This window comes from Streptomyces sp. NPDC004435, assembly GCF_042873895.1.
Taxonomy (GTDB): domain Bacteria; phylum Actinomycetota; class Actinomycetes; order Streptomycetales; family Streptomycetaceae; genus Streptomyces.
This window is the reverse complement of the sequence record NZ_JBIAMB010000006.1, coordinates 316,788-337,244: the sequence shown is the minus strand read 5'-3', so window position 1 is coordinate 337,244 and position 20,457 is coordinate 316,788. Positions and strand designations below refer to the sequence as shown.

Sequence of the window (20,457 nt, the reverse complement as noted above, 5' to 3'; positions counted from 1 at the left end):
CCTATTCTCGCCCGTCACGAGGAGTGCCCCGCACCGGGGTGCCCCGTTTCCGGCGTGGCGATCATCTCGTCCGCGACGGCGTCGGCCGCGCGGTGCGCCGAGGCGACGCACGCGGGGATGCCGACGCCGTCGTACGCGGCCCCGGCGAGGCGCAGTCCGGGCAGGCCGGCGAGGGCGGTACGGGCCCGGGCGACGCGGTCCAGGTGCCCGACGGGGTACTGGGGGAGGCCGTCGGTCCAGCGGGTGACGGTGGTGGCGACGGGGCGGGCGGCGAGGCCGGTGGCGGCGCCGAGGTCCTTGAGGGAGGCGGCGACGAGGTCCTCGTCCTCGCGGTGGAGCCAGGTCTCCTCGCCGTGCCGGCCGACGGAGGTGCGGAGCACGAAGAGGTCCGGGGCCTCCTCGCCGACCCAGCGCCACTTCTGGCTGGAGAAGGTGGACGCCTTGATGGTGTGCCCGTCGACGGGCGGGACGAGGAAGCCGGAGCCGGGCAGTGCGGGCAGGTCGGCGCGGCGGAAGGCGAGCGTCACCAGGGCCATGGAGGCGTAGGCGATCTCGCCGAGGAGGGCGGCGGCCTCGGGGGCGTGGTCGCCGAGGAGGCGGGCGGCGACGGGGGCGGGGGCGGCGAGGACGACGGCGTCCGCGTCGAGGGTCCGCTCCGGGGTGACGACCCGCCAGCCGGTCCCGGCGCGCAGCAGCGCGGTCGCGGGGGTGTGGTTGAGGATCGTGCCGCCCGCGGCGCGGACGGCGTCGGCGACGGCGCCGGGGAGGGTGCCGATGCCGCCGGAGATGCCGGCGAAGGCGGCTCCGCCGAGGCCGGTGGCGGCGCCCGCCGCGTCGGCGGGGACGGCGGCGCCGGCGGCCTGGACGGCACGGACGGCGGCGGTGAGGGTGGGATGGCGGCGGGCTGCCTCGAAGAGGGCGGGGACGGCGGCTCTCATCGAGATGCGGTAGGCGTCGCCGGCGTAGACGCCGCCGAGGAGGGGTTCGACGAGCCGGTCGACGACCTCGCGGCCCATGCGCTCGGCCACGTACGCGCCGATGGCGGTGTCGTCGCCGATCTCGGTGGGCGGCAGTTCCGCGTCCCGGCCGATCCGGCGCAGCCCTTCCCCGGAGAGGAGGCCGGCGACGGCCGCGGCGTCGCCGGGGACGCCCATGACGTGGCCCTTGGGCATCGGGACGAGCCGGCCGCGGGACCAGACGGAGGCGGTGGTGGTGCCGGGGGCCTGGAGCCGGTCGCCGAGGCCGACGGCCTCGGCGAGCGCGACGGCCTCGGGGCGGCGGGCCAGCAGGGACTCGGCCCCGAGGTCCACGGGGGCTCCGGCGATCTCCCCGGCGCGCAGCTTCCCGCCGAGCCGGCCGCCGGCTTCCAGGAGGGTGACGCGCGCGCCGGCGGCGAGCAGCCGACGGGCGGCGGCGAGGCCGGTGATGCCGCCGCCGACGACGACGGCGTGGGGTCCGGCGTGGGGTCCCGTGGTGTCCGCGTTCATGGCACCACTCTCTCAAATCGCCCTCGCGCCCCCGTTCCGAGGCCGGAACGTGACCGCATCGCTACCGGGAGACGCAAACCCGTGGCGGGTGGCGTACGTCCTAGGGGCAACACTTCCGGCGACCCTGGGGGGTTCGGTGCGCATGTCGAGCGGAACGGTCAGGACGAGCAGAACGGGCGGGGCGGGCAGGGCGGCCGTCGGGCGGAGGGCGGGGGCGGCGCTGCTGCTCGCCGCCTCGCTGGCGCTGACGGCGGGGTGCGCAGGCGGCGCGTCCGACGACGCGGGGTCCAAGGCCGCCGCTCCCGCGGCGGGCGCGGCCGCCGACGAGGCGGCGCGGCAGGACGGGACGACGGGGGGCTCGGGCACGGCGGGCACGGCGGGAGCGAAGGGGGACGCGAAGGGGGACGCGGCGCGGCCGGGCGGGGCGAAGGCTCCGGCCGCGCAGCACGTCATCCGTACGGCCTCGCTGTCGGTGGAGGTCGACCGGGTGCCGGAGACCGCCGACCGGGTGCGGGCCGTGGTGTCGTCCGCGGGCGGCCGGGTGGAGTCGGAGACGACCGAGCGCGTCGACGACCGGTACGGCCACTCGACGATGGTGCTGCGGGTGCCGCAGGACCGTTACGACCGGGTCCTCTCCGAGCTGGCCGGCGCCGGGAAGCTGCTCGCGCGCAAGGCGGAGGCTCAGGACGTCACCGATCAGGTGGTGGACGTGGAGAGCCGCATCGCCACGCAGCGGGCGAGCGTGGCGCGGGTGCGGGCGCTGATGGACCGGGCGGAGCGGCTGGCCGACGTGGTGACGCTGGAGGGGGAGCTGAGCCGGCGGCAGGCGGACCTGGAGGCGCTGCTGGCCCAGCAGTCGTCGCTGAAGGACCGGACCTCGCTGGCGACGATCACGCTGAGCCTGAGCGAGAAGGAGCGGCCCGCCGTCGAGGACGAGCGGTCGGACGACAGCCGGCCGGGCCTCCTGGAGGCGCTGTCGGGCGGCTGGGGCGCGCTGGCCGCCGTCGTCTCCTGGGCCCTGGTGGTCCTCGCGGCGCTCGCCCCGTGGCTGGCGGTGGCGCTGGGCGCGTACGCGGTGTGGCGGTGGGTGGTGCGTCCGCGCCGCCGCGTCCGCGCGGCCGTCGTGGCAGACCCCGACCCCGCCCCGGCCGCCGTGCCGGCGCAGCGGGAGCGGACGGACGCGGCCGGGCGGCCGGTGGCCGACGAGGAGCCGGACGGGGAGGCCCCGGCGCCGTAGCGTGGGCGCATGAGCGAACGACTGGTGGTCATCGGGGGCGACGCGGCGGGCATGTCCGCCGCGTCGCAGGCGCGCAGGCTCAAGGGGCCGGGGGAGCTGGAGATCACGGCCTTCGAGCGGGGCCGGTTCTCCTCGTACTCGGCCTGCGGCATCCCGTACTGGGTGGGCGGGGACGTGGGCGGGCGGGAGGAGCTGATCGCCCGCTCCCCCGAGGAGCACCGGGCGCGCGGGATCGGGCTGCGGACCCGGACCGAGGTGACGGAGATCGACCTCGCGGGGCAGAGGGTTCTCGCCAGGGACCTGACGGCCGGCACGGAGGCGTGGACGGGCTTCGACAAGCTGGTGATCGCGACCGGGGCGCGCCCGGACCGCCCGCCGCTGCCGGGGATCGACGCGCGGGGCGTGCACGGGGTGCAGACCCTGGAGGACGGGCAGGCGCTCCTGGACTCGCTGGCCGGGACGGCGGGGCGGCGGGCGGTGGTCGTGGGCGCCGGGTACATCGGCGTGGAGATGGCGGAGGCGCTGCTGAACCGGGGCTACGAGGTGACGGTCCTCAACCGGGGCGAGCAGCCGATGTCCACGCTCGACCCGGACATGGGCCGGCTCGTGCACGCGGCGATGGACGGGCTGGGGATCCGTACGGTCGGCTCGGCCGCGGTGCGGGAGATCCTCACGGGTGACGACGGGCGGGTCCGGGCGGTGGCGACGGACGACGGGGAGTACCCGGCGGACGTGGTGGTCCTCGGGACGGGCGTGGTGCCGGAGACCTCGCTCGCGGGGGCGGCCGGGCTGCCGCTCGGGGCGCACGGCGGACTGCTCACGGACCTGTCGATGCGGGTGCGGGGGCAGGAGAACGTGTGGGCGGGCGGGGACTGCGTGGAGGTCCTGGACCTGGTGTCGGGCCGGGAGCGGCACGTGCCGCTGGGCACCCACGCCAACAAGCAGGGGCAGGTCATCGGCTCGAACGTGGGCGGCGGCTACGCGACCTTCCCCGGCGTGGTGGGGACGGCGGTGTCGAAGGTGTGCGACCTGGAGATCGCCAGGACGGGGCTGCGCGAGAAGGACGCGCGGGAGGTCGGGCTGCGGTTCGTGACGGTGACCGTGGAGTCGACGAGCCGGGCGGGCTACTACCCGGGGGCGGCGCCGATGACGGTGAAGATGCTGGCCGAGAAGCGGACCGGGCGGCTGCTCGGGGTGCAGATCGTGGGCCGGGAGGGCGCGGCGAAGCGGGTGGACGTCGCGGCGGTGGCGCTGACGGCCCGGATGACGGTGGAGCAGGTGACGGCGCTGGACCTGGGGTACGCGCCGCCGTTCTCGCCGGTGTGGGACCCGGTGCTGGTCGCGGCGCGCAAGGCGGTGGCGGCGGTACGGGCGGAGGGCTGAGCCCGCCGCCCGTACCGCCGGCCGGTGGCGTCAGACGGCGGTGCGCTCGTGGACGTAGGCGACGAGGCGGGTGAGGGCGTCGGGGTCCATCGAGGGCATGACGCCGTGGCCCAGGTTGAAGACGTGGCCCTCCAGGCCCTTGGCGGCGGCCAGGACCTCGTCGGTCTTGGCCTCCACGACCTCGGTGGCGGCGAAGAGGACGGCGGGGTCGAGGTTGCCCTGGAGCGCCTTGCCGGGGCCGACGCGGCGGGCGGCCTCGTCGAGCGGGACGCGCCAGTCGACGCCGACGACGTCCGCGCCGGCCTCGCCCATGAGGCCGAGGAGCTCGCCGGTGCCGACGCCGAAGTGGATGCGGGGGACGCCGTAGCCGGCGACCGCGTCGAAGACCTTCGCGGAGGCGGGGAGGATCGAGCGGCGGTAGTCGGCGGGGGCGAGGGCGCCGACCCAGGAGTCGAAGAGCTGGATCGCGGAGGCGCCGGCCTCGATCTGCACCTTGAGGAAGGCGGAGGTGATCTCGGAGAGGCGGTCGAGCAGGTCGGCCCAGAGCTGCGGGTCGCCGTACATGAGCGCCTTGGTGTGCTCGTGGTTGCGGGACGGGCCGCCCTCGACGAGGTAGCTCGCGAGGGTGAAGGGCGCGCCGGCGAAGCCGATCAGCGGGGTGTCGCCGAGCTCCTCGGTGAGCATGCCGATGGCCTCGGTGACGTACCGGACGTCGTCGGGGGTGAGGTCGCGGAGCCGGTCGAGGTCGGCGCGGGTGCGGATCGGCTGGGCGACGACGGGGCCGACGCCGGGCTTGATGTCGAGGTCGACGCCGATGGCCTTGAGCGGGACGACGATGTCGCTGAAGAAGATCGCGGCGTCGACCTCGTGGCGGCGGACGGGCTGGAGCGTGATCTCCTTGACCAGCTCGGGCCGCATGCAGGACTCCAGCATGGGGATGCCCTCGCGGACCTTCAGGTACTCGGGCAGGGAGCGCCCGGCCTGGCGCATGAACCAGACGGGGGTGTGGGGCACGGGCTCACGCCGGCACGCCTTGAGGAACGCGGAGTCGTACGTCCGCGACTGCTGCTTCGTCTGCTGGCCCGTCGGGCTGTTCATGGCGCTCACGCCCAAATCTTCGCATGTGACCGGAAGCCGCCCGTGCCGGGCGGGTGTCCCTCCCCGCATGGCGGCCCCGTTCCGCCTACTCTTCCCCGCATGGCTGCGGCTCAGGGACATTTTTCCGATCATTCCGACGGCATTCGAGGGACGGGCGACAAGGCGGACAGTACGGCGGGGACCCCGGTGCCGACGGCGTTCCGGCGGGCGGTGGACGCCCTGCGGACGGCACGGCTGCGGCCGGAGATGGAGATCGAGCCGACCCGGCCGCCGCAGCGGCTCGCGCCGTTCGCGTACGCGGTGGAGGCGGCGGTCGTCGACGGCGAGGAGGACCTCGCGGACGGGCGTCTGGTGCTGCTGCACGATCCGGCGGGGCACGACGCCTGGAAGGGGTCCTTCCGGCTGGTGACGCTGGTGCGGGCGGAGCTGGAGCCGGAGATGGCGGCGGATCCGCTGCTGCCGGAGGTGTGCTGGTCCTGGCTGACCGGCGCGCTGGAGGCGCGCGGGCTCGCGTACGGGGAGGCGAGCGGGACGGTGACGATGGCGGGCTCGCACTACTTCGGGGGGCTCGCGGAGCGCCGTCCGGCCACCCAGATCGAGATCCGGGCGTCGTGGACGCCCCGGGAGGGCGTCGGCGGGGTGCCGGACACGGCGGCGCACCTGGCGGCCTGGTCGGACCTGCTGTGCCAGATCGCGGGGCTGCCGCCGGCGCCGGCGGAGCCCTCCGGGGCGACGGGTCCGGCCGGGGAGCCGGGCGGGACGGGGACGGTGTCGGGCGCGGGGGTCGTCTCGCTGCCGCAGCGCCGGGGGCCGCAGGGCGCCTGAGCGGTCCGGTCACCTGTTCGTGAGGGGCCCTTCGGGGCCCCTTCTCGCGTTCGTACGGGGGTCCCCCGTGGGGGTGAGGGAACGGGGTCCGCTCGTAGGATGATCGATCGCTCGTCCGAATTGCCCCAATTGTTACTCACTAAATCGTGATCTTTCCCTAAAGGCGGGCGGCCAGATTGCCGAAGGAGTCATTGACCCCTTCAGAGCACGGGTTCGCCCCCGGCTTCTTCCCCGAGCCGGCTCCGTCCCGCACCCTTCCCCCCAGGAGGCCGAGTGTCCGTTCTGCTCGAGCAGCCCGCTAGCCTGGTCGCCTACCGCCCGAACAAGCCGACGGCCATGGTCGTCGTGGCCGACCCGCGCGTCCGCTCCACCGTCACCCGCCACCTGTGGGCGCTCGGCGTACGGGACGTGATCGAGGCGTCGTCCATCGCGGAGGCCCGTCCCCGCGTCGGCAACCCGCGCGACATCTGCGTGGCCGACGTCCACCTTCCCGACGGCAGCGGCCTCACCCTGCTGTCCGAGACCCGCGCCGCCGGCTGGCCCAACGGCCTCGCCCTCTCGGCCGCCGACGACATCGGCGCGGTGCGCAACGCGCTCGCCGGCGGCGTGAAGGGCTACGTCGTCACCGGCACGCGGACCAATATCGGCCACCCGACGCGCCCCGGCGCCGCGCCCATCGGCGCCGCGGCCGCCCGGCTCGGCCACCGCCGCCCCCCGGGTGCCCCGAGCCACCCGGGCGGCTACCGCGAGCTCTCCGGCCGTGAGGTCGAGGTGCTCCGCCTGGTCGCCGAAGGCCAGTCCAACAAGGCCATCGGCGTCTCGATGGGGCTCTCGGCGCTCACCGTGAAGAGCCACCTCGCCCGGATCGCCCGCAAGCTGGGCACCGGCGACCGGGCCGGCATGGTCGCCGTCGCGCTGCGGACCGGGATCATCCACTGACGCGGCCTTGACGGAAACGCGGCGCCTGTCGACGGAACGTTCCGTCGACAGGCGCTTGCCGTCGGCGGATACCCTTGACAGGTGACCGACGCCCAAGAGACCGCAGCAGACACCGCACTGCGCACCACCGGGGGCGGCCCCCCGGACGAGAACGTCCCTGCGAATGGGCTTCCGACCCCGTTGCTGGAGCCCCGCGAGGGCGTCCCGCCGGTCGTCGCGAGCGATTCCGAGCTCGCCGGGGTGATCGCCGCCTTCGCCGCCGGACGCGGCCCCGTCGCCGTCGACGCCGAGCGCGCCTCCGGCTACCGCTACGGCCAGCGCGCCTACCTCGTCCAGCTCCGCCGCGAGGGCGCGGGCACCGCGCTGATCGACCCGGTCGGCTGCCCCGACCTCTCCGGCCTCGGCGAGGCCCTCGACGGCACCGAGTGGATCCTGCACGCGGCCACCCAGGACCTCCCCTGCCTCCGCGACATAGGCATGCGCCCCTCCTCGCTCTTCGACACCGAGCTGGCCGGCCGGCTCGCCGGCTTCCCGCGCGTCGGCCTCGGCGCGATGGTCGAGTCCGTCCTCGGCTTCGCCCTGGAGAAGGGCCACTCCGCGGTCGACTGGTCCACCCGTCCGCTCCCCGAGCCCTGGCTGCGGTACGCGGCCCTCGACGTCGAGCTCCTCGTCGACCTGCGCGACGCGCTGGAGAAGGAGCTGGACCGGCAGGGGAAGCTGGAGTGGGCCCACGAGGAGTTCGAGTCCATCGCCCTCGCCCCGCCCGCCCCGCCGCGCAAGGACCCCTGGCGCCGCACCTCCGGCATGCACAAGGTGCGCCGCCGCCGCCAGATGGCGGTCGTACGCGAGCTCTGGACGGCCCGCGACCGGGTCGCCCAGCGGCGGGACGTCTCCCCCGGCAAGGTGCTGAGCGACGCGGCGATCGTCGAGGCGGCCCTCGCCGTCCCGGTGAACGTCGCCGCCCTCACCGCCCTGCCCGGTTTCGGCCACCGGATGGGCCGGCGCCAGCTGGAGCAGTGGCAGGCGGCCGTGGACCGCGCCCGCGCCCTCCCCGAGAACGAGCTGCCCCAGCCGGGCGCGCAGGTGGCCGGCCCTCCCCCGCCGCGCGCCTGGGCGGACAAGGACCCGGCGGCCGCCGCCCGCCTCTCGGCCGCCCGGGCCGGCGTCTCGGCGCTCGCCGAGGAACTGAACCTCCCGCAGGAGAACCTGATCACCCCGGACACCGTCCGCCGGATCTGCTGGGAACCCCCGGCCGCCGCCGACCGGGACGCCGTCGCCGCCGCGCTGGGCGCCCACGGGGCCCGGTCCTGGCAGATCGGGCTGGTCGCCCCGCTCCTCACGGAGGCCCTGGCCGCCCGTGCCTGAGACCGCCGGCCGACCGCGTACCGAAGCCCCCCGCGCCCCGGCGCCGGGGGCTTCGGCGCGTCCGTGAGGGTGTGACCTCCGTCGCTTGGCCCTCAGGGGGTGGGCAGCTTGGTTACCCACAAGTAGCATGGGGGAAGCAAGCGCACGCTTAGTGGTGCGCCGCAGCAGTGCCGTCCCGCACCTGGAGGAGAGCCATCGTGCCTCGTACCGTCAGGGACGTCGTCTTCGTCGACGGCGTCCGCACCCCGTTCGGCAAGGCGGGCCCGAAGGGCATCTACCACGAGACCCGCGCCGACGACCTCGTCGTGAAGGCCATCCGGGAGCTGCTGCGCCGCAACCCGGCCCTCGACCCGGCGAAGATCGACGAGGTCGCGATCGCCGCGACGACCCAGATCGGCGACCAGGGCCTCACCCTCGGCCGCACCGCCGGCATCCTCGCCGGTCTGCCGCAGTCCGTGCCCGGCTACTCCATCGACCGCATGTGCGCCGGTGCCCTCACCGCCGTCACCTCGGTCGCCGGCTCCATCGCCTTCGGCGCCTACGACGCCGTCATCGCCGGCGGTGTCGAGCACATGGGCCGCCACCCCATGGGCGAGGGCGTGGACCCGAACCCGCGCTTCGTCAGCGAGAAGCTGGTCGACGAGTCCGCCCTCTTCATGGGCATGACCGCCGAGAACCTGCACGACCGCTACCCGAGCATCACCAAGCAGCGCGCCGACGAGTACGCCGTGCGCTCGCAGGAGAAGGCCGCCAAGGCCTACGCGGACAACAAGATCCAGCCTGACCTGGTGCCGATCTCCGTCCGCCGCACCAACGCCGAGGCCGGCGAGACCGGCTGGGGCCTGGTCACCGCCGACGAGCCGATGCGCCCGGGCACCACCCTGGAGTCGCTGGCCGGCCTGAAGACGCCCTTCCGCGTCCACGGCAACGTCACCGCGGGCAACGCGGCCGGCCTGAACGACGGCGCCACCGCCTCGATCATCGCCTCCGAGGACTTCGCCCGGGAGAACGACCTCCCGGTCAAGATGCGCCTCGTCTCGTACGCCTTCGCCGGCGTCGAGCCCGAGGTCATGGGCTACGGCCCGATCCCGGCGACCGAGAAGGCCCTGGCCCAGGCCGGCCTCTCGATCGACGACATCGGTCTCTTCGAGATCAACGAGGCCTTCGCCGTGCAGGTCCTCGCGTTCCTGGAGCACTACGGCATCGCCGACGACGACGCGCGCGTCAACCAGTACGGCGGCGCCATCGCCTACGGTCACCCGCTGGCCTCCTCCGGCGTCCGTCTGATGACGCAGCTGGCGCGCCAGTTCGAGGAGAACCCGCAGGTCCGTTACGGCCTCAACACCATGTGCGTCGGCTTCGGCATGGGCGCGACGGTCATCTGGGAGAACCCCCACTGGGAGGGCAAGTGAGCACCACCGCCGAGCTTCTGAAGGGCGCCGCCGAGCTCTTCCCGGACGAGGTCGTCACCTCGGCCCACGTACGCCACTTCGAGCTGCCCTTCGGGGCCGGCCGGTTCGCGCTGATCACGCTGGACAACGGCTTCGACCACACCAAGCCGACCACCTTCGGTCCGCAGTCGCTGGCCAACCTGAACACGGCGATCGACCAGGTCGAGGCCGAGGCCGCCAACGGCGAGATCGTCGCCGCCGGCCTCACCGGCAAGCCGTTCATCTTCGCGGTCGGCGCCGACCTCAAGGGCGTCGAGCTGCTGAAGAAGCACGACGAGGCCCTCGCCATCGGCAAGGGCGGCCACGACGTCTTCAAGCGCCTCTCCGCGCTCGCCGTGCCGACCTTCGCGTATTACAACGGCGCGGCCATGGGCGGCGGCGTCGAGGTCGGTCTGCACTGCACCTACCGCACCGTGTCGAAGGCCCTGCCGGCCTTCTCGCTCCCCGAGGTCTTCCTCGGCCTGGTGCCCGGCTGGGGCGGCTGCGCGATCCTCCCGAACCTGATCGGCGCCGAGAAGGCCGTCCAGGTCATCATCGAGAACTCGCTGAACCAGAACCGTCAGCTCAAGGGCAAGCAGGTCTTCGAGCTCGGCATCGCCGACGCGCTCTTCGAGGGCGCCGACTTCCTGGAGCAGTCGCTCATCTGGACCGCCGGCGTGCTGAACGGCTCCGTCGCCGTCGAGCGCCCGGAGATCGACCGCGGCGAGGGCTGGGACGCCGCCGTCGCCAAGGGCCGCGCGATCGCCGACTCCAAGGTGCACGGCGCCGCCCCCGCCGCCTACCGCGCCCTCGACATCATCGAGGCCGCCAAGGACGGCGACCTCCAGAAGGGCTTCGACGCCGAGGACCAGGCCCTCGCGGACCTGATCATGGGCGGCGAGCTCCGCTCCGGCATCTACGCCTTCAACCTGGTGCAGAAGCGCGGCAAGCGCCCCGCCGGCGCCCCGGACAAGTCCCTGGCCCGCCCGGTCACCAAGGTGGGCGTCGTCGGCGCCGGTCTGATGGCCTCCCAGCTGGCCCTGCTCTTCCTGCGCCGCCTGGAGGTGCCGGTCGTCCTGACCGACATCGACCAGGAGCGCGTGGACAAGGGCGTCGGCTACGTCCACGGCGAGATCGAGAAGCTGCTCGGCAAGGGCCGCATCAACCAGGACAAGGCCAACCGCCTCAAGGGCCTGGTCTCCGGTGTCCTCGACAAGGCCGAGGGCTTCGCGGACGCGGACTTCATCATCGAGGCCGTGTTCGAGGAGATGTCCGTCAAGCAGAAGGTGTTCGCGGAGGTCGAGGCGGTCGCCCCGGCGCACGCGATCCTCGCCACCAACACCTCCTCGCTGTCGGTCTCCGAGATGGCCTCCAAGCTCCGGCACCCGGAGCGCGTGGTCGGCTTCCACTTCTTCAACCCGGTCGCGATCCTCCCGCTCCTGGAGATCGTCCGCGGCGAGAAGACGGACGACGCCTCGCTCGCCACCGCCTTCGGCGTGGCGAAGAAGCTGAAGAAGACCGCGGTCCTCACCAAGGACGCCCCGGCGTTCGTCGTGAACCGCATCCTCACCCGCTTCATGGGCGAGATCCAGAACGTCATCGACGAGGGCACCTCGGTCGAGACGGCCGAGAAGGCCATCGAGCCCCTGGGCCTGCCGATGTCCCCGCTGGTCCTCCTGGAGCTCGTGGGCCCGGCCATCGGCCTGCACGTCTCCGAGACCCTGAACCGCGCCTTCCCGGAGCGCTTCACCGTCTCCCCCAACCTGAAGGCCGTCGTCGAGGCCGGCAAGCGCGGCTTCTACGTCTACAAGCCGGAGAACGGCTTCAAGCCGGAGCTCGACCCCGAGGTCGCCGCGCTGCTCAAGCAGGGCGACACCGTCCTCACCGAGCAGCAGGTCCGCGACCGCGTCCTCGACGCGGTGGCGCAGGAGATCGGCCTCATGCTGGAGGAGGGTGTCGTCGCCGAGGCGCAGGACATCGACCTCTGCCTGATCACCGGTGCCGGCTGGCCCTTCCACCTGGGCGGCATCACGCCGTACCTGGACCGCGAGGGCGTCTCCGAGCGCGTCAACGGCAAGCGTTTCCTGGCGCAGGGCGTCGCGAGCGTCCCGGCGTAACGCACCCCGTACGAAAGGCGCTGCCCGGCCCCCTCTCCAGGGGCCGGGCAGCGCCTTCGGCGTTCTCCCGGGCCCCCGCCGCGCGGCGGGGGCCCGGACGGCCTCAGAGGCGCGTCCAGGCGGCCAGGGCGAGGCCGGACTCGTCCTTCTGCCGGGTGACGACCACGCCGCCGTCGGAGGTCAGCGCGGCGACCGCCGCGGCGCCCTCGGTGTCGGCCGTCAGGGCCGGCGGGCCGAGCACCGGCGGGCCGGACGGGGTCCAGTGCAGGCCGGTGTCCTCGCGCTCCGTGAGGTAGGCCGCGAGGGTGGCACCGCCCTTGTCGTCGCACTGGGCGAGCAGGGTGCAGTCGTAGCCGTCGATGACGCAGCGGCCGGCGGTCAGCGGGCCGGGGCCGACGGCGTCGGCGAACGGGGTGGGCTCCAGGCCCCGGCCCGGGGACCAGGCCCGGATCCGGCCCTCGCCGTCGGCGTAGAAGAGGGTCACGTGCCCGGAGGTGCCGGTCACCGCGGCGAGGGTGCCCTGGACGACCGGGGTGGTCAGCAGCGGCTCGACGACCGGGCGGGCGCCCGGCTCCTTCTGCACGTAGCGGAGCAGTCCGCGGTCGGTGGCGGTGTACAGCTCGACGAGGCCGTCGCCGTTGACCGCGGCCACCGGGTTCTGGTCGGTGCGGCCGCCCTTCAGGTCCCACCAGGGGTGCCAGCCGCCGGCGTCCTTCTGGACGCGGGCGCTGACTCCGCCGCCGCGGTTGCGGACGAAGACGTGGGCGCGGCCCTTGCCGTCGACGGCGAGGGCCGGGTTGCCGCACCACTCGCCCTTGCCGTTGGCGTGGCCGATGGCCTTCCACTCCACGTTGGGCCGGCCGGTCTGGAACTGGACGCTGTGCACGAGCTCGACGTGGTCCTCGCCCGCCTCGGCGCCGGTCGCGGTGGGGCGCAGGCCGACCAGGTGGACGTAGCGGTCGGGGCCCTGAGCGGCCGCCAGGAAGGGCAGCAGACCGCCGCCGCCGAGCGGTTCGGGTCCGGTGAACCGGCCCTCGGGGCCCTCGGTCCAGCGGACCACCTCGCCGTCCCGGGGGACGTAGACGCTGAAGCGTCCTTCGGCTCCCCGGGCCAGCCAGCCGCCGTGCATCGTGGGGGCGCTCGGGGAGCCGTGGGAGGGGGCGGCGGGGGCCTGGGACGGTCGGTTCACCATGGGGGGATCCAGCGCTCCGGGTCGAGTGGGGGTCGGTTCCCACCGACTGTATCCGCCCGGCCCGGCCGCCTTCCCCGCGCCCGCTGCTAGTCGGCCGCGCGGGGGGCGCGTACCCGTCTAGTACTGGGCGTCCCGGCCCTCCTTGCCCAGCCGGCTGTGCCCGCGACCGTACAGGAAGTACACGATGACGCCGAGCGCCATCCAGACCGCGAAGCGGAACCAGGTCTCGCCCGGCAGGTTGAGCATCAGCCAGAAGGAGGCGGCGATCGAGACGATCGGCAGCACCGGGACCCACGGGGTGCGGAAGGCGCGGTGCAGGTCGGGGCGGGTGCGGCGGAGGACGATGACGCCGGCGGCGACCATCACGAAGGCGAAGAGGGTGCCGATGTTCACCAGGGTCGCCAGCTCGTTGATGCTGGTGAAGCCGGCCACGATCGCGATGATCACGCCGAGCAGGATGGTCGGCCGGTACGGGGTCTTGAAGCGCGGGTGCGTGACCGAGAAGAAGCGGGGCAGCAGGCCGTCCCGGCTCATCGCGAAGAAGACGCGGGTCTGGCCGAGCAGCAGGATGAGGCAGACGGTGGTGAGGCCGACGGCCGCGCCGAAGCTGATCACGCCGGCGTAGAAGGGATGGCCGACGGACTTGAAGGCGTCGGCGAGCGGGGCGCTGACGGACAGTTCGGTGTAGTGCTGCATGCCGGTGACGACCAGGGCGACCGCCACGTACAGCACGGTGCAGATCAGCAGCGAGCCGAGGATGCCGCGGGGCATGTCCCGCTGCGGCAGCTTGGTCTCCTCGGCGGCGGTGGCGACCACGTCGAAGCCGATGAAGGCGAAGAAGACGATGGAGGCGGCGGTGAAGATGCCCATGACGCCGAAGTTGGTGGGCTCGTACCCGAAGAGGAGCTGGACGAGCGGCGAGTCCCAGTTGGAGCCGCCGCCCTCCGGCGTCACCGCCGGCGGGATGAAGGGCGAGTAGTTGTCGCCGACGATGAAGAAGAGGCCCGCGACGATCACGATCATGACGACCGTGACCTTGATGGCCACGACGACGGCGGTGATCCGGGCGGACAGCTTCATGCCGACGACGAGGATCACGGTGAGCACCAGGACCAGCAGGAAGGCCAGGATGTCGAAGGTGCCGCCCGGTGCGTCAGGTCCTTCGAGCGCCGCGGGCAGATGCCAGTCGATGTTGTCCATCAGCGAGCGCACGTACCCGGACCAGCCGACGGCCACCACCGCCGTGCCGAGCGCGAACTCCAGGACGAGGTCCCAGCCGATGATCCAGGCCGGCAGCTCGCCGATGGAGGCGTACGCGAAGGTGTACGCCGACCCGGCCACCGGCACCGTCGAGGCGAACTCGGCGTAGCAGAGGGCGGCCAGGGCGCAGACGATGCCGGCCGCGACGAAGGCGAGGGCGGTGGCGGGGCCCGCGTTCTCCTTCGCGACCTTGCCGGTCAGGACGAAGATGCCGGTGCCGATGATGACACCCACTCCGAAGACGGTGAGGTCCCAGGCGGAGAGGGATTTCCGGAGCGCGTGCTCCGGTTCCTCGGTGTCCCGGATCGACTGCTCGACCGATTTGGTCCGGAACATCCCGGAGTTGTCCCGTGGGGGGCGCTGATCCGTACTCACCGTGGTACCTCCGCGTCGTCCGTGACGTCGGGTCTCGGGCCCCCGGCCGGAAGGCCCCGGGGGACGGCTGCCCGCAGTGAGCCCAGAATGCACGCGAAAGGGCCGGACGGCACCCGGGAGGGTGAGCCGACCGGCCCAATGGTGACGAGGAGTGACCGGCCCGCGGGCGGGCCGGTCCTCGGGGTGTCAGTCGCGGACGGGCTCCACGGCCGGACGCGCCGACGCCTCGAACCGTCCGTCCAGGCGCGAGACCAGGCCGGTGACCTGGCGGGCGATGTCGGGGGCGGTCAGACCGATCTCGGCCATGACCTCGCCGCGGGAGGCGTGGTCGAGGAAGACCGGCGGGATGCCGAAGTCGCGCAGCGGCACGTCGACGCCGGCGTCGCGCAGCGCCTGGGCGACGGCCGAGCCGACGCCGCCGACGCGGCTGTTGTCCTCGACGGTGACGACGGCCCGGTGGTCGGCGGCGAGCGGTGCGAGGGCCTCGTCGACCGGCTTGACCCAGCGGGGGTCGACCACGGTGGTGGAGATGCCCTGGTTGTCGAGGAGGTCGGCGATCTCCAGGCACATGGGCGCCAGGGCGCCCACGGAGACCAGGAGGACGTCCGGCCGGTCCGTACCGGGCTCGCGGAGCACGTCCATGCCGCCGATCCGGCCCACGGCGGGGACGGCGGGGCCGACCGCGCCCTTGGAGAAGCGGACCACGGTGGGCGCGTCGGTGACCTCGACGGCCTCGCGGAGCTGGGCGCGGACCTGGTCGGCGTCGCGCGGGGCGGCGAGCCGCAGGCCGGGCACGACCTGGAGGATCGACATGTCCCACATGCCGTTGTGGGAGGCGCCGTCGGTGCCGGTGACGCCGGCCCGGTCGAGGACGAAGGTGACGCCGCACTTGTGCAGGGCCACGTCCATCAGGACCTGGTCGAAGGCGCGGTTGAGGAAGGTCGCGTAGACGGCGAAGACCGGGTGGAGGCCGCCGGTGGCGAGGCCGGCGGCGGAGACGGCGCCGTGCTGCTCGGCGATGCCGACGTCGAAGACGCGCTCCGGGAACTCCTTGGCGAACTTGTCCAGGCCGACCGGCTGGAGCATGGCCGCGGTGATCGCGACGATGTCGGCGCGCTCCTTGCCGAGCGCGACCATCTCGTCGGCGAAGACGCCGGTCCAGTCGGCGCCGGAGGTGGCGATCGGGAGTCCGGTGTCGGGGTGGATCTTGCCGACGGCGTGGAAGCGGTCGGCCTCGTCCTGGAGGGCGGGCTGGTAGCCGCGGCCCTTCTCGGTGAGGCAGTGGACGATCACCGGGCCGCCGAAGCGCTTGGCGCGGGTGAGGGCGGACTCCAGGGCCTCGATGTCGTGCCCGTCGATGGGGCCGACGTACTTGAGGCCGAGGTCCTCGAACATGCCCTGGGGGGCGATGAAGTCCTTGAGGCCCTTCTTGGCGCCGTGGAGGGTCTCGTAGAGCGGCTTCCCGACGACCGGGGTGCGCTCCAGGATGTCCTTGCCGCGGGCGAGGAAGCGCTCGTAGCCGTCGGTGGTGCGCAGGGTCGCCAGGTGGTTGGCGAGGCCGCCGATGGTGGGCGCGTAGGAGCGCTCGTTGTCGTTGACGACGATGACGAGCGGGCGGTCCTTGGCCGTGGCGATGTTGTTGAGCGCCTCCCAGGCCATGCCGCCGGTGAGGGCCCCGTCGCCGATGACGGCGACGACGTGGTCGTCCTTCTTCAGGATCTGGTTGGCCTTGGCGAGGCCGTCGGCCCAGCCGAGGACGGTCGAGGCGTGCGAGTTCTCGATCACGTCGTGCTCGGACTCCGCCTGCGAGGGGTAGCCGGAGAGGCCGCCCTTCATCTTCAGCTTGGAGAAGTCCTGGCGGCCGGTGAGGAGCTTGTGGACGTAGCTCTGGTGGCCGGTGTCCCAGAGGACCTTGTCCTTCGGGGAGTCGAAGACGCGGTGCAGGGCGATGGTCAGTTCGACCACGCCGAGGTTGGGGCCGAGGTGGCCACCGGTCTTGGAGACGGCTTCGACGAGGAAGGTCCGGACCTCCGCGGCCAGCTGCTCCAGCTGTTCCGGGGAGAGCCGGTCCAGGTCGCGCGGTGTCCTGATACGGGTCAGCAGGGCCACCCGTGCCTCCTTGCGTTCTGAGCTGGTCGAGCTTGCCGATTTTGCCGAGTCTAATGTTCCGTCTTGGATCGTGGGCATCGGGCCAGGCGGAGTGGCATCACCCGGACGGGGGATGTACCGCTCCGGACACTGCTCCGGACGCGACGGTGCCCGGCACCGGTTCTCCGGTGCCGGGCGAATGTGGCGCGTCTTACCCGAAGGGCGTCACACGCGTCGCGCGTGTCACGCCCGTCCCGCGGACTTCTGCGTCTTGCGGGAGACGGAGTCGATGATCACGGCGATGAGGAGCACCGCGCCGGTGATCATGTACTGGATGGCGTTGGACTCCAGGTTGAGCTGGTTGAGGCCCTGGACGATGGACTGGAGTACCAGGATGCCCAGGAGCGCCGACCAGACCTTGCCGCGGCCGCCGAAGAGGCTCGTGCCGCCGATGACCGCCGCGGCGATGCACATCATGAGCTGGTTGCCGCCGCCGAGCGAGCGGTCGGCACCGCCGGTGGCGGAGGCCAGGAAGAGGCCGCCGACGGCGCCCAGGGTGCCGGAGATCATGAAGACCGAGGTGCGGATCCAGGCCACGTTGATGCCGGCGCGGCGGGCCGCCTCGATGCCGCCGCCGACCGCGAAGACCTGGCGGCCGTAGGTGGTGCGGCGCAGCACGAAGTCGGTGACGAGCAGGATCACCAGGAAGATCACCAGGGAGAGGGGCAGGCCCTTCTCCTGGTTGAAGCCGTACGCGGCGACCAGCACGAGGACCGCGAGGACGCCGGTGCGCAGCAGGATCTCGCTGTGCGGGCGGCTCGGCAGCTCGGCGGCCTTGCGGCGGCGGGAGTCGCGCAGCTGGGCGAGGTAGAAGGCGGCGATCACGACGGCGGCGAGGCCGTAGGCGGCGGCGACGTCGGAGAAGTAGAACTTGGTGAGGTCGCCGACGAAACTGCCGATGGGGGTGGGAATGGTGGACCGCTCGCCCATCACCCAGGTCTGGAGGCCGGCCCAGCCGAGGAAGCCGGCGAGGGTGACGACGAAGGCGGGGACGCCGATCTTGGCGAAGACCAGGCCGTGGAAGGCGCCGAGGAGGGTGCCGGAGAGGATGCCGAGGAGGATCGCGAGGGAGTCCGGCATGTCGGTGGCGAGGACGCCCCAGACGGAGCCCGCGAGGCCGGCGACGGAGCCGACGGCGAGGTCGATCTCGCCGAGGAGCAGCACGAAGACGATGCCGACGGCCATGATGCCGGGGCCGGCCGCGTACAGGGTGATCTGGTCGAGGTTGTACGAGGTGATGAAGTTGCCGGTCAGCGCCTGGAAGACGATGCCGATGACGATCAGGCCGATGACGACGGGCAGGGAGCCGATCTCGCCGGAGCGGATCTTGCGCTTGAACTCCTCGACGTAGCCCTTGAAGCCCTGCTCGCGGACGAGGAGGCGGGGGTCGACGGCGGGGACCGCTGCGGCGGCCGGCGTCTCGGCGGCGGCGTCCTCGGCGGTGCGGGGCTCGGGCACGGGCGCCTCGTCGGTCGCCTTGGGGGTCGTGCTCACTGGGCTACCTCCGCGGTGCGGGCCTGCCGGCGGGTCACGGCGTTGTCCGTGGCACCGGTGATCGCGGCGATGATCTCTTCGTGCGTGGTGGTGGCGACCGGGAAGGTGCCGTTGTTGCGGCCGAGGCGGAGCACGGCGACGGTGTCGGCGACGGCCTTGACGTCGGCCATGTTGTGGCTGATGAGGATGACGCCGAGGCCCTGCTCGCGGAGCCGCTCGACCAGGTCGAGGACCTGGGCGGTCTGCTCGACGCCGAGGGCGGCGGTGGGCTCGTCCAGGATCACGATCTTGGGGTCGCCGACCAGGGCGCGGGCGATCGCGACGACCTGCCGCTGGCCGCCGGAGAGGGCGGCGACGGGGATGCGGACGCTGGGGATGCGGATGGAGAGCGTGGAGAGGAGGTCCTTGGCCCGCTTCTCCATGGCGACCTCGTCGAGGACGCCGCCCTTCTTGAGCTCGCGGCCGAGGAAGAGGTTGGCGACGACGTCGAGGTTGTCGCAGAGGGCGAGGTCCTGGTAGACGGTGGCCACGCCGAGGGCCTGCGAGTCCTGCGGGCGGGAGATGCCGACCGGGCGGCCCTCCCACTCGATGGTGCCCTCGTCGATCGGGTGGACGCCGGCGATCGTCTTGACCAGGGTGGACTTTCCGGCGCCGTTGTCGCCGACCAGGGCGACGACTTCGCCGGCGTGGACTTCGAGGTCGACACCGGAGAGGACCTGGACCGCTCCGAATCGCTTGAAGATCCCGCGCAACGCCAGGACAGGCGTCTGGGACACGTGAACCAACTCCTTCGCCGCCCGTGCGGGGGACGGCGGCATGTCGCGCCGTGCGGCGCCGAGTTCGAGGGGGGCTGTGCTCGTCCGGCCCCGGACCGACAGCGGGGTCTGGGTCGGCCGGGGCCGGACGGCGAGGGGGCGGAGCCGCGGCACGGGGGGCGGCGCGTTCCGCTGCCTGCCGGGGCTGACGGTCCGGCAGGGAGGGCGGGGCCGAGGAGTCGGCCCCGGGGGGCTTACTTGATGCCCAGCTCGGCGCACTTGGCGGCGAGGTCCGCGGAGCAGATGTCGGCGGCGGCGTAGATGCCGTCCTTGATCACCGTGGACTGGATGTTCGCCTTGTCGACGACCACCGGGGCGAAGAGGGTGGACTTGACGCCGTCGGTCTCGCCCTGGGCGCCGAGGTCCTTGCCCTGGAGCAGGTTGACCGCGAACTTGGCGGCCTCGGGGGCCAGCTGGAGCGGCGACTTGTAGATGGTGAAGGTCTGGGTGCCGGCGACGATCCGCTGGATGCCCGCGACCTCGGCGTCCTGGCCGCCGACCGGGATGTTCTTGATGCCGGCGTTCTCCAGGGAGGTGATGATGCCGCCCGCCATGCCGTCGTTGGCGGAGTAGACGGCGCCGATCTTGTCCTTGCCGACGGAGGAGATGGCGGCGGCCATCTTCTCGCCCGCGACCTTCGGGTCCCACTCGCCGGACGCCTCGTAGGCGATCTTGCCGACCTTGCCGTCGAGGGCGGCGTGGGCGCCCTTCTTGAAGAGACCGGCGTTCGGGTCCTTCTCGTCGCCGTTGATCATGACGATCTGGGCGGAGGCGGCCTTGCCGCCGAGCGCGGCGAGGAGGGCCTGGCCCTGGAGCTCGCCGACCTTGTTGTTGTCGTGGCTGACGTAGGCGTCCGCGCCCTCGATCGCGCGGTCGTACGCGATGACCTTGACGCCCTTGCCCTGCGCCTCCTTGACCCAGCCCGCGGACTTGGCCGCGTCGACCGAGCCGAGCGCGATGACCTTGACGCCGTCGGCGATGAGCTGGTCGAACTGCTGCTTCTGCTTCACGACGTCGGCGACGGCGTTGTTGTACACGACCTCGCAGTCGCCGCAGGCGGCCTTGACGGCCTTCTCGAACTGCGGCTTGTCCAGCGCCTCGTACCGCGCGGTCTTGTTCTCCGGCAGGAGGAGACCGATCTTGGTCGAGCTGCCCTTGTCACCGCTGTCGTCGCCGCCGGCCTGACCGCAGGCGGAGAGGGTGAGGGCCATCGAGACCGCGGCCGTGCCTATGACGACGCGACGGGTCATTGCGTTCATGTGAGGTGCCTCCCTGACGAGGCCGCGACGGTG

The 20,457-nt window shown here is 73.1% G+C and carries 15 protein-coding genes; 7 read left to right on the top strand and 8 right to left on the bottom strand.

Annotated elements, in window-relative coordinates:
- Window positions 1–14: 14 nt before the first annotated feature.
- The gene (hemG, locus tag ACFYT9_RS13520; protein WP_387280174.1) at window positions 15–1,487 is read right to left on the bottom strand and encodes a protoporphyrinogen oxidase; all 1,473 of its coding nucleotides are present in this window, start codon (window positions 1,485–1,487) and stop codon (window positions 15–17) included.
- Window positions 1,488–1,629: 142 nt separating this feature from the next.
- Here hemG and ACFYT9_RS13515 point away from each other — a divergent pair, with 142 nt between their 5' ends.
- The gene (locus ACFYT9_RS13515) at window positions 1,630–2,724 is read left to right on the top strand and encodes a DUF4349 domain-containing protein (RefSeq protein ID WP_389163170.1); all 1,095 of its coding nucleotides are present in this window, start codon (window positions 1,630–1,632) and stop codon (window positions 2,722–2,724) included.
- A 9-nt stretch (window positions 2,725–2,733) separates the two neighbouring features.
- The gene (locus ACFYT9_RS13510) at window positions 2,734–4,107 is read left to right on the top strand and encodes an FAD-dependent oxidoreductase (protein ID WP_389163167.1); all 1,374 of its coding nucleotides are present in this window, start codon (window positions 2,734–2,736) and stop codon (window positions 4,105–4,107) included.
- A gap of 30 nt (window positions 4,108–4,137) precedes the next feature.
- Here the strand turns inward: ACFYT9_RS13510 and hemE are convergent, their stop codons facing one another.
- Window positions 4,138–5,214, bottom strand: a complete 1,077-nt coding sequence (gene hemE, locus ACFYT9_RS13505; protein ID WP_389163165.1) for a uroporphyrinogen decarboxylase — start codon at window positions 5,212–5,214, stop codon at window positions 4,138–4,140.
- Window positions 5,215–5,304: 90 nt separating this feature from the next.
- On the opposite strand from hemE, the gene ACFYT9_RS13500 reads away from it, so the two are divergent.
- From ACFYT9_RS13500 to ACFYT9_RS13480, 5 genes are all read left to right on the top strand, one after another.
- The gene (locus ACFYT9_RS13500) at window positions 5,305–6,030 is read left to right on the top strand and encodes a DUF3000 domain-containing protein (protein ID WP_387280182.1); all 726 of its coding nucleotides are present in this window, start codon (window positions 5,305–5,307) and stop codon (window positions 6,028–6,030) included.
- 273 nt (window positions 6,031–6,303) lie between these two features.
- The gene (locus ACFYT9_RS13495) at window positions 6,304–6,969 is read left to right on the top strand and encodes a response regulator transcription factor (RefSeq protein ID WP_015037008.1); all 666 of its coding nucleotides are present in this window, start codon (window positions 6,304–6,306) and stop codon (window positions 6,967–6,969) included.
- Between the two features lie 81 nt (window positions 6,970–7,050).
- Window positions 7,051–8,334: an HRDC domain-containing protein gene (locus ACFYT9_RS13490; protein WP_376602889.1), complete on the top strand. Its 1,284-nt coding sequence runs from the start codon at window positions 7,051–7,053 to the stop codon at window positions 8,332–8,334.
- A gap of 197 nt (window positions 8,335–8,531) precedes the next feature.
- Window positions 8,532–9,746 carry an acetyl-CoA C-acyltransferase gene (locus ACFYT9_RS13485; protein ID WP_364944522.1) on the top strand — a complete coding sequence of 405 codons (1,215 nt, stop codon included), beginning with the start codon at window positions 8,532–8,534 and terminating at the stop codon, window positions 9,744–9,746.
- Entirely contained in the window at window positions 9,743–11,881 is a 2,139-nt protein-coding gene (locus ACFYT9_RS13480) for a 3-hydroxyacyl-CoA dehydrogenase NAD-binding domain-containing protein (protein WP_376602891.1), read from the top strand. The genes ACFYT9_RS13485 and ACFYT9_RS13480 overlap by 4 nt, the downstream gene beginning before the upstream one ends.
- 103 nt (window positions 11,882–11,984) lie before the next feature.
- On the opposite strand, the gene ACFYT9_RS13475 is transcribed toward ACFYT9_RS13480, so the two are convergent.
- The 6 genes from ACFYT9_RS13475 to ACFYT9_RS13450 all read right to left on the bottom strand — a co-directional run bounded on the left by ACFYT9_RS13475 (window position 11,985) and on the right by ACFYT9_RS13450 (window position 20,424).
- Window positions 11,985–13,073 carry a hypothetical protein gene (locus ACFYT9_RS13475; protein WP_376603142.1) on the bottom strand — a complete coding sequence of 363 codons (1,089 nt, stop codon included), beginning with the start codon at window positions 13,071–13,073 and terminating at the stop codon, window positions 11,985–11,987.
- 117 nt (window positions 13,074–13,190) lie between these two features.
- Window positions 13,191–14,669 (bottom strand): amino acid permease, encoded by a 1,479-nt coding sequence (locus tag ACFYT9_RS13470; RefSeq protein ID WP_389163162.1) that lies wholly within the window; start codon window positions 14,667–14,669, stop codon window positions 13,191–13,193.
- Window positions 14,670–14,894: 225 nt separating this feature from the next.
- Complete coding sequence (gene dxs / locus ACFYT9_RS13465; protein ID WP_387270044.1) at window positions 14,895–16,817, bottom strand: 1-deoxy-D-xylulose-5-phosphate synthase; 1,923 nt, start codon at window positions 16,815–16,817, stop codon at window positions 14,895–14,897.
- 222 nt (window positions 16,818–17,039) lie between these two features.
- The gene (locus tag ACFYT9_RS13460) at window positions 17,040–18,350 is read right to left on the bottom strand and encodes a sugar ABC transporter permease (RefSeq protein ID WP_376603145.1); all 1,311 of its coding nucleotides are present in this window, start codon (window positions 18,348–18,350) and stop codon (window positions 17,040–17,042) included.
- Entirely contained in the window at window positions 18,347–19,126 is a 780-nt protein-coding gene (locus ACFYT9_RS13455; RefSeq protein WP_376603146.1) for an ATP-binding cassette domain-containing protein, read from the bottom strand. Before ACFYT9_RS13455 ends, ACFYT9_RS13460 begins: the two co-directional genes overlap by 4 nt.
- 233 nt (window positions 19,127–19,359) lie before the next feature.
- A complete protein-coding gene (locus ACFYT9_RS13450; protein WP_376603317.1) occupies window positions 19,360–20,424 on the bottom strand; it encodes a sugar ABC transporter substrate-binding protein in 1,065 nt (354 codons plus the stop codon).
- Window positions 20,425–20,457: the final 33 nt, after the last annotated feature.

Excerpts from the sequence above, each read along its gene's own strand:
- ACFYT9_RS13450 (WP_376603317.1), bottom strand. The coding sequence starts at position 20,424 with ATGAACGCAATGACCCGTCGCGTCGTCATAGGCACGGCCGCGGTCTCG.
- hemG (WP_387280174.1), bottom strand. The coding sequence starts at position 1,487 with ATGAACGCGGACACCACGGGACCCCACGCCGGACCCCACGCCGTCGTC.
- ACFYT9_RS13475 (WP_376603142.1), bottom strand. The coding sequence starts at position 13,073 with ATGGTGAACCGACCGTCCCAGGCCCCCGCCGCCCCCTCCCACGGCTCC.
- ACFYT9_RS13470 (WP_389163162.1), bottom strand. The coding sequence starts at position 14,669 with ATGTTCCGGACCAAATCGGTCGAGCAGTCGATCCGGGACACCGAGGAA.
- ACFYT9_RS13515 (WP_389163170.1), top strand. The coding sequence starts at position 1,630 with ATGTCGAGCGGAACGGTCAGGACGAGCAGAACGGGCGGGGCGGGCAGG.
- ACFYT9_RS13500 (WP_387280182.1), top strand. The coding sequence starts at position 5,305 with ATGGCTGCGGCTCAGGGACATTTTTCCGATCATTCCGACGGCATTCGA.
- ACFYT9_RS13510 (WP_389163167.1), top strand. The coding sequence starts at position 2,734 with ATGAGCGAACGACTGGTGGTCATCGGGGGCGACGCGGCGGGCATGTCC.